General features: G+C 53.3%; 10 protein-coding genes. 3 read left to right on the forward strand and 7 right to left on the reverse strand.

Annotated elements, in window-relative coordinates:
* Positions 1 to 31 precede the first annotated feature (31 nt).
* Together PCH05_RS17040 and PCH05_RS17045 are read right to left on the reverse strand one after the other, a co-directional pair.
* The gene (locus PCH05_RS17040; protein ID WP_371860560.1) at positions 32 to 691 is read right to left on the reverse strand and encodes a sugar transferase; all 660 of its coding nucleotides are present in this window, start codon (positions 689 to 691) and stop codon (positions 32 to 34) included.
* A 280-nt stretch (positions 692 to 971) separates the two neighbouring features.
* A complete protein-coding gene (locus PCH05_RS17045; RefSeq protein WP_127604068.1) occupies positions 972 to 1,394 on the reverse strand; it encodes a hypothetical protein in 423 nt (140 codons plus the stop codon).
* Between the two features lie 224 nt (positions 1,395 to 1,618).
* Between PCH05_RS17045 and PCH05_RS17050 the strand changes: the two genes are divergently transcribed.
* Positions 1,619 to 1,987 (forward strand): helix-turn-helix domain-containing protein, encoded by a 369-nt coding sequence (locus tag PCH05_RS17050; protein ID WP_127604069.1) that lies wholly within the window; start codon positions 1,619 to 1,621, stop codon positions 1,985 to 1,987.
* Between the two features lie 107 nt (positions 1,988 to 2,094).
* On the opposite strand, the gene PCH05_RS27335 is transcribed toward PCH05_RS17050, so the two are convergent.
* Together PCH05_RS27335 and gltB are read right to left on the reverse strand one after the other, a co-directional pair.
* Entirely contained in the window at positions 2,095 to 2,238 is a 144-nt protein-coding gene (locus PCH05_RS27335) for a hypothetical protein (protein ID WP_164766686.1), read from the reverse strand.
* A 273-nt stretch (positions 2,239 to 2,511) separates the two neighbouring features.
* Complete coding sequence (gene gltB / locus PCH05_RS17055; protein WP_127604070.1) at positions 2,512 to 7,110, reverse strand: glutamate synthase large subunit; 4,599 nt, start codon at positions 7,108 to 7,110, stop codon at positions 2,512 to 2,514.
* A gap of 382 nt (positions 7,111 to 7,492) precedes the next feature.
* On the opposite strand from gltB, the gene PCH05_RS17060 reads away from it, so the two are divergent.
* A complete protein-coding gene (locus tag PCH05_RS17060) occupies positions 7,493 to 7,792 on the forward strand; it encodes a hypothetical protein (protein ID WP_127604071.1) in 300 nt (99 codons plus the stop codon).
* A 94-nt stretch (positions 7,793 to 7,886) separates the two neighbouring features.
* Here the strand turns inward: PCH05_RS17060 and PCH05_RS17065 are convergent, their stop codons facing one another.
* Complete coding sequence (locus PCH05_RS17065; RefSeq protein WP_127604072.1) at positions 7,887 to 10,244, reverse strand: YhgE/Pip domain-containing protein; 2,358 nt, start codon at positions 10,242 to 10,244, stop codon at positions 7,887 to 7,889.
* A gap of 144 nt (positions 10,245 to 10,388) precedes the next feature.
* A complete protein-coding gene (locus PCH05_RS17070; protein ID WP_127604073.1) occupies positions 10,389 to 10,991 on the reverse strand; it encodes a TetR/AcrR family transcriptional regulator in 603 nt (200 codons plus the stop codon).
* 251 nt (positions 10,992 to 11,242) lie between these two features.
* On the opposite strand from PCH05_RS17070, the gene PCH05_RS17075 reads away from it, so the two are divergent.
* The gene (locus PCH05_RS17075; RefSeq protein ID WP_127604074.1) at positions 11,243 to 12,400 is read left to right on the forward strand and encodes an MGDG synthase family glycosyltransferase; all 1,158 of its coding nucleotides are present in this window, start codon (positions 11,243 to 11,245) and stop codon (positions 12,398 to 12,400) included.
* A 29-nt stretch (positions 12,401 to 12,429) separates the two neighbouring features.
* Here PCH05_RS17075 and PCH05_RS17080 read toward each other — a convergent pair whose 3' ends face one another.
* Entirely contained in the window at positions 12,430 to 12,918 is a 489-nt protein-coding gene (locus tag PCH05_RS17080) for a ferritin-like domain-containing protein (RefSeq protein WP_127604075.1), read from the reverse strand.
* Positions 12,919 to 12,973: the final 55 nt, after the last annotated feature.

Raw genomic sequence — 12,973 nt, forward strand, 5'->3', positions numbered from 1 at the left:
CACCCTCGCTGAAAACGATCCCTGCCTGTGATCAATAGGCGTTATCCGCGCCAAAGAGCACTTTAACGGTTTTGCACATGATGACGATATCCTTCTTGAAGGATTGATTGGCTATGTATTCGAGATCGAGCTCCACCATTTCCCGGAACCCCACATGATTTCTGCCGCTGATCTGCCATAGTCCCGTACAGCCGGGAACGACCAGGAGCCTCATCATATCGTAAGAGGTATAGTCGGCGACTTCCCGCGGCAAAGGCGGTCTCGGCCCCACCAAACTCATATTCCCCTTCAGAACATTCATCAGCTGAGGAAGCTCATCCAGACTTGTTTTGCGGATAAAGCGTCCTACCCGGGTAATTCTCGGATCGTTTTTCATTTTAAACATGGCTCCGCTAATCTCGTTCTGTTCCATCAGCTTCCCGAGCATCGCCTCTGCGCCGCTGACCATGGAGCGGAATTTGTACATTTTAAAGGTTTTTCCGTTCTTACCGACACGGGTTTGGGCGAATATAACCGCACCTTTCGGATCCTCAACCTTAATCAGCAGGGCAATCAGAAGCAGCAGTGGAGACAGCAAAATAAGCCCGGCAAGCGAAAAGCATACATCCTGAATTCGTTTGCCGATCCAAAAAAGGTTCCGGTTCTTCATTTCAAACAGAGGAAAGGCTTCGAATTGGCTTCCGGCATCCATTGTGTTTTTTAACGGGTTCATACTCATAGAGGGCCTACTCGGTAGTGGTGTGAAAAAGAAGAATTGTTTGGGGGAGCAACTTATCTCGCAAACTGGCTTGCATGCCATAAACATTCATACTGCTCAAGATCCATCCCTCGCTTAATAGATTCGGCTTTCGATTTCACCGGCTATTTTGTAAAACACCCGGCAAAAGCACTATGCAGCCCTTTGAAAAATATAGTAAAATGACCTTATCCCATGCATACGTCATTTTATTTCCGGATCTGTTCTTGAACCCTTATGTCATCACATCAAAAACTTGTCCGCTGCCTTTATCATTCATGAAATCCATGTAATGATCGTACTTATGCGATCCGAATCTGTTGCCCAGGATGGAACGGGTGATTTTTTTTGCCATATTCACTTCCCCGTGTTCTTCCGGCTCCAGCAGGACCCCATATTGCTTGGCGTCGGTCAGGCTGTCCTCTTTCCAGAGCAGCTTGCCGTATACGCGGCAGACGGGCTCGCCTTCGCTGATGAGTTCGAAGCAGAGACGGATCTCAGGCACGAGCGGAAAATTCAAATCACTGATGAATACGAGCATCCGGGATTCGATGTCCCATAAGACCACCGGACGCGAACGGTTCAGAACGACCGCCGTTCCACCAATCTGATGAATGGATATGTACATCTGCAGATGGATGCCATATGTCGTCAACATGTTCATTGCTTCGACCTACCTTATGGTATAAAAGTAAGAACATTGAACTACACTGTTTATTGATACATAATGTTTTCCTGTGGATACAATTAGTATCAATTACATGTTTACTTTACGATACAAATTGTAACAAGTCAATCCTTTTTTATCGTAAAATTACTTTCATTGATACATTTCGTTACTTTTGCTGAGCAATTATGCAGGCAATCGGAGGAGGTTAATTCATGAATCATGATAATCGCATCGCAGAATTGCGGGATCAACGAGGATGGACTCAAGAGGAATTAGCCCAATCCATCGGCATCACGCGTGCCGCACTCTCCCACTATGAAAAGAACCGCCGTAAACCTGATTTTGAAATTCTAACCAAGCTTGCCGATAAATTCGAGGTATCCATTGACTATTTAATCGGCCGGACGAACCAGCCGGGGGTTGTGATGGATCAGGATATACGTGATTTTGTGGATCACCTGGAGCTGTCTGACGGGGAGCTTTTGAAGCGGTTTAATTTAACGATTGACGGACGCAGTCTCACAGAGGAAGAAGCCAAGCGCTTCATCGCCTTCGTTCGCATGGAAAGGCTCATGAAGTAAACAGAAAAAACCTCAGTGGCTTATTAAGCAGCTGAGGTTTTTTAAAAATAGCCATCGTTGAAAAGCCCTTGTTAGCAGCAGCAAGGCACCAGGAAGCATATGTATAATTATTCCTGTTGCTTTATATAGTTTTGCCAGCTTTCGGGGTGAATTCCGCACTGCTCCAGTACCTTCAGGATATCCAATTTTGTCTGTGCCGGATGTTCGCCATTGGACCGGACCTCGGTACCCAATTCCTTCTCATCACTCATTGAAGATACCCTCGCTCTTCTCATCGATTTAGCATTTATCAGGAAAATTACTGCTTGAAACGCTCATAACCGGTCATTCAGAACCCGAGATGCTAGGACTTTTTTATTATATCCGATGAGCCTCCATGATGCTGTCGTCTGATGGAGTGTTTGTCTCAAAATTTCAGTTCTATTTTTGTCGAAAAAAATGGGCCTGCGATTTCTGTCCCCATAGGGAGCAAAAATCACAAGCCCTTTTTGTTCATGTCTGCATGATCACGTAAAACTTATGACTTAATGACTGCCTGTTCTGGCGAGCTCCCGCATATTGGCTTCAAAAGCCGCCAGCAGCGCTGCTTCCCCGGTCAATCCTTTTTCCTGTACCTTGCGGATATGCTGGGTCATCCGCTTGTAATCCTTCGGAATGACTCGCACAAACTGTTCCAGGCTTTGCTCCCAGTTTTCCAGAACCTTACGGCCTGCGGCGCTTCCCGTATAGGACACATGCTTCTGGATCAGGGCCTTCAGCTCTTCCGCCTCTTGAGCTTCCTCCACGCGCTCCAGCAGCACCATTTCGAGGTTGCAGCGCTGGATGAAGGTATTGTCCGGGTCATATACATAAGCGATCCCGCCGGACATCCCTGCGGCAAAGTTCCGTCCCGTGCCGCCCAGCACGACTACGCGTCCGCCGGTCATGTATTCGCAGCCATGGTCGCCCACGCCTTCCACAACGACCGCGGCACCGGAGTTGCGGACCGCAAAGCGTTCGCCGGCAATGCCGTTGATATAAGCTTCGCCGCTGGTAGCACCGTAAAATGCGGTGTTGCCGATAATGATGTTCTCTTCGGCCTTAAAGGTCGATTTGTCCGATGGCTTCACGATCAGCTTGCCGCCGGAAAGACCTTTGCCGGTATAGTCGTTGGCATCGCCTACAACCGTCAAGCTCATGCCCTTCGGCACAAACGCCCCGAAGCTCTGGCCGGCCGTACCTGTAAACGTGAAGGAAATCGTATCCTCCGGCAGTCCCGCGGCCCCGTATTTACGGGTTACTTCGCTGCCCAGGATCGTGCCGACCGCACGGTCCACGTTGGTAATCGGCAGCGTTCCTTGAACGGCCGTTCCGCTTTCCAGGGCAGGAGCACCCAATTGAAGCAGATGACGCATATCCAGCGTTTCTTCCAATCCGTGATTTTGCGTTTTGCTGTTGAAGCGCGTGCTGCCTTCCGGCATTTCCGGCGTATGCAGCAGCGCGGACAGGTCCACGCCCTGCTTCTTCCAATGCTCGCTGACAACCTCGGCATCGAGGCAGTCCGTACGTCCGATCATCTCTTGAACGGTGCGGAATCCAAGCTCTGCCATCAGCTCGCGCAGATCCTCCGCCACGAATTTCATGAAATTCACGACATGCGCCGGATCCCCCATGAAATGCTTGCGCAGCTCCGGATTTTGCGTGGCCACGCCAACCGGGCAGGTATCCATTTGGCATACGCGCATCATAATGCAGCCAAGCGCAATCAGCGGCGCGGTTGAGAAGCCGTACTCTTCGGCTCCCAGGAGCGCGGCGACAGCCAGATCGCGGCCGTTCAGCATCTTGCCGTCCGTCTCCAACACGACGCGGTCGCGCAGATTGTTCAGGATCAGCGTTTGATGCGTTTCGGCCAGCCCCAGCTCCCACGGCATGCCTGCATGCCGGATGGAGCTTTGGGGCGAAGCGCCGGTGCCTCCGTCATAGCCGCTCACCAGAATGATATCGGCTCTGCCTTTGGCGACGCCCGCGGCAATCGTGCCTACGCCGACTTCCGATACGAGCTTCACGTTGATATTCGCGCGTGGATTGGCATTTTTCAGATCATAGATCAGCTCCGCCAAATCCTCGATGGAGTAAATGTCATGATGCGGAGGCGGCGAGATCAGGCCTACGCCCGGCGTAGAGCCGCGAACCTCGGCAACCCATGGGTACACTTTGCGGCCAGGCAGCTGTCCGCCTTCGCCAGGCTTGGCGCCTTGGGCCATTTTGATCTGGATTTCATCCGCATTGACCAGATAGTTCGACGTCACGCCGAAGCGGCCCGACGCGACCTGTTTGATCGCGCTGCGGCGGGAATCTCCATTGGCATCCGGAATGTAACGCGCCGGATCCTCGCCGCCTTCGCCGGTGTTGCTCTTGCCGCCGATGCGGTTCATCGCGATCGCCAGGCTTTCATGAGCTTCCTTGCTGATCGAACCGAAGGACATGGCCCCGGTTTTGAACCGGCGCATAATGGACTCGATCGACTCGACCTCTTCGATCGGCACCGCAGGTCCGGCAGCCTTCAGCTTGAGCAGGGAACGGATCGTCATCCGCTGTTCATTCTCGCCCTGCACCAGCTTGGCGTATTTCTTGTACACCTTGTAATCGCCGGTACGGACAGCCTGCTGCAGCAGATGGATCGTCTGCGGGTTGAACAGATGCTCTTCCCCGTCTTTGCGCCATTGATATTCGCCGCCGGAATCCAGCACCTTATCGCTGCCGTCTTTTTCCGTAAAGGCACGGTTGTGATGGGCCAGCGCTTCGGCTGCCACTTCCGCCAGGCCGATGCCTCCGATGCGGGATGGCGTATTCGTAAAGTATCGATCCACAAACTCCTCTTTCAAGCCGACCGCTTCGAAAATTTGTGCTCCGCGGTAGGACTGGATCGTGGAAATACCCATTTTGGACAAAATTTTAACGACGCTTTTCGTCGAAGCTTTGATATAGTTTTTGACTGCCTTCTCATGCGTCACGCCGCGCAGCAGCCCCTGGCGGATCATGTCGTCCAGCGTTTCGAACGCGAGGTACGGATTAACCGCGCTCACGCCGTAGCCGAGCAGCAGCGCATAGTGATGGACTTCCCGCGGCTCGCCGGATTCAAGCAGGATGCTTACCTTCGTGCGCGTACCCTGGCGGATCAGATGGTGATGCAGGCTGGATACGGCCAGCAGCGCCGGGATTGCCGCGTTCTCGCGGTCGACTCCGCGGTCGGAGAGAATCAGGATGTTATGCCCCTTGCGGATGACGCGGTCAGCCGCTTCGCAAAGCCCTTCGAGCGCCTGACGCAAGCCTTCGGCCCCGTCGGCCGCCGTGAAGAAGATCGGGATCGTCATCGACTTGAAGCCCGGCCGGTGCACATGGCGGATTTTCGCAAAATCCTCGTTCGAGAGGATCGGCGTATCCAGACGGATCTGCCGGCAGCTTTCCGGCTCCGGATGGAGCAGGTTCCGCTCCGGTCCGATCGTCGTGGCGGTCGATGTGATGATCTCCTCGCGGATCGCGTCGATCGGCGGGTTCGTCACCTGCGCGAACATTTGCTTAAAGTAGTTATACAGCCGCTGCGGCTTATCGGAGAGCACCGCGAGCGGAGCATCGTAGCCCATCGAAGCGAGCGCCTCCATGCCGGTGGACGCCATCGGCTCCAGCACCTTGCGCAGCTCTTCGAACGTATAGCCGAAGGACAGCTGCAGCTGCGTAACGTTGTCATGCTTCGGATTCGGCAGCTCCGGCGCGTCCGGCAGCTCCTCCAAGTTGATCAGATGCTCGTCAAGCCACTCGCGGTAAGGCTGCTCGGAAGCGATCTGCGCTTTGACTTCCTCATCGGAAATAATGCGGCCTTCCTTCGTATCGACAAGCAGCATGCGGCCTGGACGAAGACGGTCCTTGTAAAGAACGTTTTCCGGCGCAATGTCGAGCACGCCTGCCTCGGAGGACAGCACGATAAGATCGTCCTTCGTTACGTAGTAGCGGGAAGGTCTCAAGCCGTTGCGGTCCAGGATCGCCCCGATCTGCACGCCATCGGTGAATGCCATGGCCGCCGGGCCGTCCCACGGCTCCATCAGCGTGCTGTGGTATTCATAGAAGGATTTTTTCGTTTCGCTCATGCCTTCATCGTTGTTCCAAGGCTCCGGCACCATCATCATGGCCACATGAGGCAGGGACCGTCCGCTCAGATACAGGAATTCGAACGTATTGTCGAACATCGCGGTATCCGAACCGTCCGGATTGATGACCGGCTTCACTTTGTCCAGATCGCTGCCGAACACGTCGCTCTTGAAGAGGGACTGGCGGGCATGCATCCAGTTGACGTTGCCGCGGAGCGTGTTGATCTCGCCGTTGTGGATCATGAAACGGTACGGATGCGCCCGCTCCCAGCTCGGGAAGGTGTTGGTGCTGAAACGGGAGTGAACCAGCGCGATCGCGGTTTCTACCGTCTCATTCTGCAAATCCAGATAGAACTGCCCAACTTGGACGGTCGTGAGCATGCCTTTATATACGATCTTCCGACAGGATAAACTGGAAATATAGAAGGTATCCCCTTCCGGCGCTTCGCCGTAGCGGATGGCCAGTTCGGCGCGTCTGCGGATCATGTACAGCTTGCGCTCGAAGTCCAGATCTTCCTTCAGGTCGGCGCTGCGGCCGATGAAAACCTGACGGACGAACGGCTTGGCTTCCTTCGCCGATTTGCCAAGCATTTCATCATACGTCGGTACATCGCGGAATCCGAGGAACGTCTGTCCCTCCTCTTTAATGATCTGAATCAGCCGGCTCTCATGAGCCTCACGAACGGCTTCATCGTGGGAAAGGAACAGCATGCCTGCCCCGTATTGTCCTGCTTCGGGAAGTTCAAAACCTAGTTTTTGCGCCTCTTCGCTGAAAAAACGATGAGGAATTTGCAGCATAATGCCGGCTCCGTCACCGGAATTAGGCTCACTGCCCTGACCGCCGCGATGCTCCATGTTTTCCAGCATCGTCAGCGCCTGGCTTACAATTTCATGGGAAGCCCGCCCCTTGATATGAGCTACAAACCCCATGCCGCATGCATCTTTTTCAAACTGCGGATCATAAAGTCCCTGTTTAGGGGGAAGTACCGTATGTCTCATGGTAAGCAACCTTTCTATCTTCAGAATGAATATAAATGACTTGAATCCGGGTACAGCAAACAAAACCGTTGGCTAATGCGACATTGGCTACAAGAACAAAACAGTGACTATTTATTGGGGAATGGGGTAAACGTACAACCGCGGACAACCTTGTTGCATAGGGGAAAGGTTATTCAAATATCGATATTTATTCAGCAAGAATTGGTTTATTTATTTTAACACCGCCCTAGGGGTTGCGCAATTTAAAGTTTTTATGATCCCGATAAATAATGTTTTGCACTGCCGCTTTAAAGGGATTTTGATTAAGTAATTAACATTACGAATAATTATTCATTTTGTGGATGACATTACCTCATCTCTTCACGGTATGAAAGCCTAGTCATTGCGTGTAACATTCATTGCAAAAATACGTTATCTATTCAAGAAGTATTTTCGCAAGGAGGGCATCGTTACAAAGCAGCACGAGACCCAGGCCGTATTAAAAGACTTCGAGGCCGCGGACCAAGAAGTCCCGATCTTTAATGATGTTACCGAGCATTATCACAACATTATAGGCGTCCCCAACCAAAAGGCCGATTTGCAAACCATGCCGGCGCCGCTGCGCTGGTTCGGTTATTTCTTTTATGGCGCGATGATGGTGTTTGTGATTGCGTTTGCGGTCGGAATGATTTTTTTCAACTGATGTTCTTCCGCTGACTTTCTGCCCGTTCTTTCCCTGAATATATTGAAAAGGGATACCCTGAAGCCAAGGCTTCGGGGTATCCCTTTGTTCTGCCTTACGCGGTTGCGGAAGGGGCTTGCTGCTGCTGCTCAAGAATGCCTTTATGCGATTTCATCAGGAAGTACGTCAGCGTCAAGGCCAGGAATACAATGCCCACGACACCGAGCACAGCGGCTTGCTGCCACATCAGCGTGAAGTCTCCGGTCGATACGACCGCTTTGAAGCCCGAGACGCTGTAGGTCATTGGCAGCAGCGGATTCAGGGCCTTCATCCAGTCCGGAATCAGCTCCAGCGGGAACGTGCCTGCACTCGTCGTCAACTGGAAGATCAGAAGCACGATGACCACGAAGCGTCCAGGCTGATCCAGCCAGGTCACGATGGCCTGAATCATGAACATGAACGACAGACTCGTAATAAAGGTAAAGAGATAGAACAAAGGCACGCTCTGTACGTCCAGCTTCAATCCGTACAGGATGACCAGTGCCGACAGCAAGGACTGCAGCACGCTCATCAGTACGAAGGATAAGGTCCGGCTGATAAAGCGGTTGAAGCCTGAAGTTCCGAGAACCGAGGTATCCCGCATCGGAATCACAATGGTGGAGATCAATGCGCCCACGAACAATCCAAGCGACAGGAAGTAAGGCGCAAAGCCTGTTCCGTAGTTCGGCACATGGGAGAACTTCTTCTCTTCGACCTGCACGGGCTCCGCGAACATCTTGAAGTTCTCGTCCCCTGCCTTCACCTCGCCGGTTTTCTCGGCTGCTTCATTAAGCTTCGAAGCAAGCTCCGTAGAACCGTCCTTCAGCTTGCCAAGCCCTTCGGTCAGCTGACCTGCGCCGTTATCGAGCTGCTTGGAGCCGTCGGCAAGCGCCGTAACGCCGTCTCCGAGCTGGCTCATACCGCCCTGCAGCTTGCCGCTGCCGTCTGCGATCTGGGCTGCGCCGCTGGACAGCTGCTTGCTGCCGCTAACCGCTTCGCCCAGCTTCGTGCCGAACAGCTTCATGTTCTCTTCCAGCTTGGACTGCCCGGCATCCAGCTTGGACGCGCCTTGGAGCAGCTGCTGCTGTCCTTGATGCAGCTGCTCTACGCCGGTCGTCAGCTGTCCTGCGCCCTGACTGAGCTGCGATGCACCTTGGTGCAGCTGCTGCAGCCCGTCATGCAGGCTGCTGGCACCACCGGACAGCTGCTGCTGCGACTTGTGCAGCTGCGCCGCGCCTTCGCTGAGCTCCTGCTGCCCTTGATGCAGCTGCTCGCTGCCTTTGGCTACCGCCTGGCTCGCCGCGATCAGCTTCTGCACGGCAGGATTTTGCGCAAGCTCGGGACTCGCCTGCGCCAATTGCTGCAGCCCCTGCGCCACGCTTTGAGCGCCTGCTGCGACTTGAGCCCCGCCGGCTTCCGCTGTTTTCATGCTTTCGGCCAGCTTCGCGCTGCCGGCTTCGGACTGCTTCAAGCCTTCCTGCAGCTTGCCGCTGCCGTCCAGCGTCGAAGCAAGGCCGGTTTGCAGCTTGCCGCTGCCGTCCAACGCGGTCTGCAGTCCCGCTTTCAATTGGGCGCTGCCCGCTTCAGAAGCCGTCAGTCCTTCTTTCAGTTGCGTCGTGCCTTGGTGTGCGGCTGCAACACCGTCTTCCAGCTGCTTATGCGCTGCACCCAGCTGACCAAGACCGCCGGCCAGTGTCTGGGAACCCTCTTTCAAGCTCAAGGCACCCTTTTGCAAATCACCGGCTCCGCTGGACAGCGGCTCGATGCCCTCCTGCAGCTTCACGGTCCCCGCCACCATTTTGGCAAGGTTCTCCTTGATTTTGACGGCTCCTTCATCCAGCTTCGCGGCACCGTCGGAAAGGTCGGATGCACCGCTGCCGGCTTCGCCAAGACCGCTCGATACCGTTTTGATCTGATCGAACAAGGTTTTGGAATAGGCCTCCGTCACTTTCTCCGATACCTTCGCTCTGATTTCCTTTACGGCCGTTCCTCCGATTTGGGAAGCGAGGAAGTTATAGCCCTCATTCGGCTCGAAAATAATTTCGGAAGGCTGCGGATGCTCATCCAGAACCGTTGCGGCTTTGGAGGAGAAATCCTCAGGAATGACAATGGTCATGTAATACTTGTTGTCCTTCATCCCCTGTTCGGCTTCTTCCTTGTTCACGAACGTCCACTTGAAATCGTCGCTTTTCCTTAGCTCCTCCATCAGGTCTTCGCCGACCTGAAGCGACTGGTCTCCGTACTCCGCCCCGGTGTCCTTGTTGACGACCGCCACGGGCAGCTGGTCCATTTTGCCATAGGGATCCCAGAAGGCCGTCAAAAACAATCCGGCATACATCACCGGTATGAAGAGCACGGCTACCATGGATATGAGCAGCTTCCGGTTGCGGACGGTTGCAGCCATGTCCTTGAAAAATACAGATATAGACCTCATGAATGTTTCTCTCCTTATCGTTGCTAATTTCTCTTTGATACCGATTGACCGTTTTGATCAATCGGCCAGTTTGGGGCTGATAAAAACTTCCTTTTCCGGCAGTCTTCTTTCGACTGCACGTACTTGGAAGCCTAGGTTGCCCCTCTATTCGGCTGTAGCTGCCGCTTCTGGAAGGCTTGCGAGCCCATCCGCCAGAAACAATCGGATATAATGATGAATTTCTTCTTTGCCAAGAGGCTCCCGAATCTGATTGAAGTCCGAGGTCAAGGCAATGTACAGCTTGAGCATCACCACGGCCACCACTTGCGGATCACATGGCTTGATTTCTCCTTGACCAAGCGCGCAGGCGATTTCCTTTTCCAAATACTCGAGGATAACGCGCTCGATCTGGGCAAGCCCTTCTCTGGCCTTAGGCGTCCCCACATCCCGCACCTCCTGGGACAGCTTAATGAAGAGCTCGTGATCATCCCTGAATTCCAGCAGAGCATCCAGCACCCGATAGAGATTATCGAAGAAAGTCTCCTCCCGCCTGATCTTGCTCTCGGCCAGCTCCTTCATTTCCAGAATGACGCGGTATAAAATTTCATCAAACAGCTCTTCCTTATTCGTGAAAAACGTGTAAATGGTCCCTTTGCCCACATTCGCGATTTTCGCCACCTGATCCATCGTCGTCGCCTTATATCCAAACAGGGCAAAAGACTGCGCCGCCGCATGAAGGATTTCCTTTCGACGATCCACCGCAGGCATATCCTTCCCCTCCTTCCTCATTGAGATCGATTGGTGTACATATACTGACCAGATTTCCAATCCGGTCATATGGTCAATTCATACTTTATCACGTTCCGAATCTGCTGGCAACCCCTCCCAGCCTCTTTTTCAAATTCTTTCTTTTCTTTTTAGGTTCTAAGCCCCGCATTTCATCATGATTAGGGAACAGCCGTTTATGGATTTTTACTAACGCCTCCTGTAAGATAGAGGAAGGAAAAGTGGGTGAAAACATGCGGAAAAAGAGAGTGCTGCTGCTGTCCGAGGGCTTCGGCACGGGCCATACCCAAGCAGCATATGCACTGGCGGCCGGGATGAAAAGACTTGACCCCCATCTGCAGTGCCGTGTTATTGAGCTCGGTAAATTTTTAAATCCGACGGTGGGTCCCTTAATTCTGTCGGCATACCGCAAAACGGTGAGCAGCAGCCCCAAGCTGGTCGGGATGCTCTACCGCAAGCAATATAACAAATCGCTCAACCGGCTGGCTAAGCTTGCTTTGCACCGCATTTTTTATACGCAGGCTGCCCAAGTCGTTAAACAGCTTAAACCGGATCTCATCATATGTACTCATCCTTTTCCCAACGCCGTGATTTCCCGGTTGAAACGGCAGGGCATCGATGTGCCGCTGATCACGCTGATCACAGACTATGATGTCCATGCCACGTGGGTGAATAAGGAAGTTAATCAATATCTCGTATCCACACCCCAAGTCAAAAACTTATTGCTCCGCCGAAGCGTACCGGCTTCCTCCATTCAGGTAACCGGCATTCCGGTTCATCCGAATTTTTGGGAAAAGGCGGACAAAGAGCAGCTCATCCAGGAGCTCGGGCTGAAGCGAATGCCTACGATCCTGATCATGAGTGGAGGCTGGGGCGTTTCGTTTAACAAAGAAATGTTAAAACTGGTGATTTCGTGGGCGGATCAGATCCAGCTTATTTTCTGCACAGGCAGCAACGCCAAGCTTTTGCAGAAGATGAAAAGCACCCCACTGCTGGTCCATCCGCACATTCATCTGCTCGGCTATACGAAGGAAATTCATAAATGGATGGATGTGTCCGATCTGCTCATTACCAAGCCCGGCGGCATGACCTGCACCGAAGGCCTCGCCAAGGGCATCCCGATGCTTTTCTATGAGGTCATTCCCGGCCAGGAAGAAGAGAACGGGCAATATTTCGTGGAGACGGGCAGCGCGGAGATGATTCATTCCCCTTCAACGCTGCGGCATTGGCATCACCGGTTGATTCATGAATACGAGCAAGTGGAACAGAGCAGAATGCTGGCATCCGATCGGCACGGGCCGGGCAGAGAGCCCTTTTACTGCGCCCAGCAGGTGCTGGCATGGCTGGAACAGGAACCTCCCCGGACTTCGGCGGAGCCTGCAGGCAACTAGGCCCCCCGATACGCCAAAACAGCTTCCCCCTATCCCGGGGGAAGCTGTTTTTTTATCACGCCGATGAGCCCTTTGCCTTTGGCCATGTCGCTATTCTCAAGTATATAGCTGCTGTACATGAATTGCTGCCGCAACGCCCACCTGCTCTCACCGATCATGGCACGCTGCATCATCTGGCGCAGCTCGGGATCCTGCACGCCATCCAGCAGCTCCGCATAGAGATCGGAAGCATCCAGCGCGTCCATAATCGAAGCTTTAAGCCCGGATACGTAATCCCTCGGCGGCTCGACCTTGCTGAACACCGGATAACAGGCCGTCTGATGATAATACAGGCGCGTCCAGTTCGCAAGGCGTTCCTTTTGCTTGACCTCCATATGCCTGATAAAATAAGGCCGGTGTTCCGGAGGCGCAAGCTGCAAAAGACGCTGCGCATAGATCAGGGACCGATACTCCGCCTGAATGACATACTGCAGTTCCTGAACGGCAATGAGGCCGCTCCCGCTATTCCGGTACTTCACCGCACTCTCACCTTCCCTGTAGGCCTATTCCTTCACAATATATGCCTAGAGCCGA

The sequence above is a fragment of the Paenibacillus chibensis genome (assembly GCF_004001045.1).
GTDB classification, from domain to species: Bacteria; Bacillota; Bacilli; order Paenibacillales; family Paenibacillaceae; genus Paenibacillus_AQ; species Paenibacillus_AQ chibensis.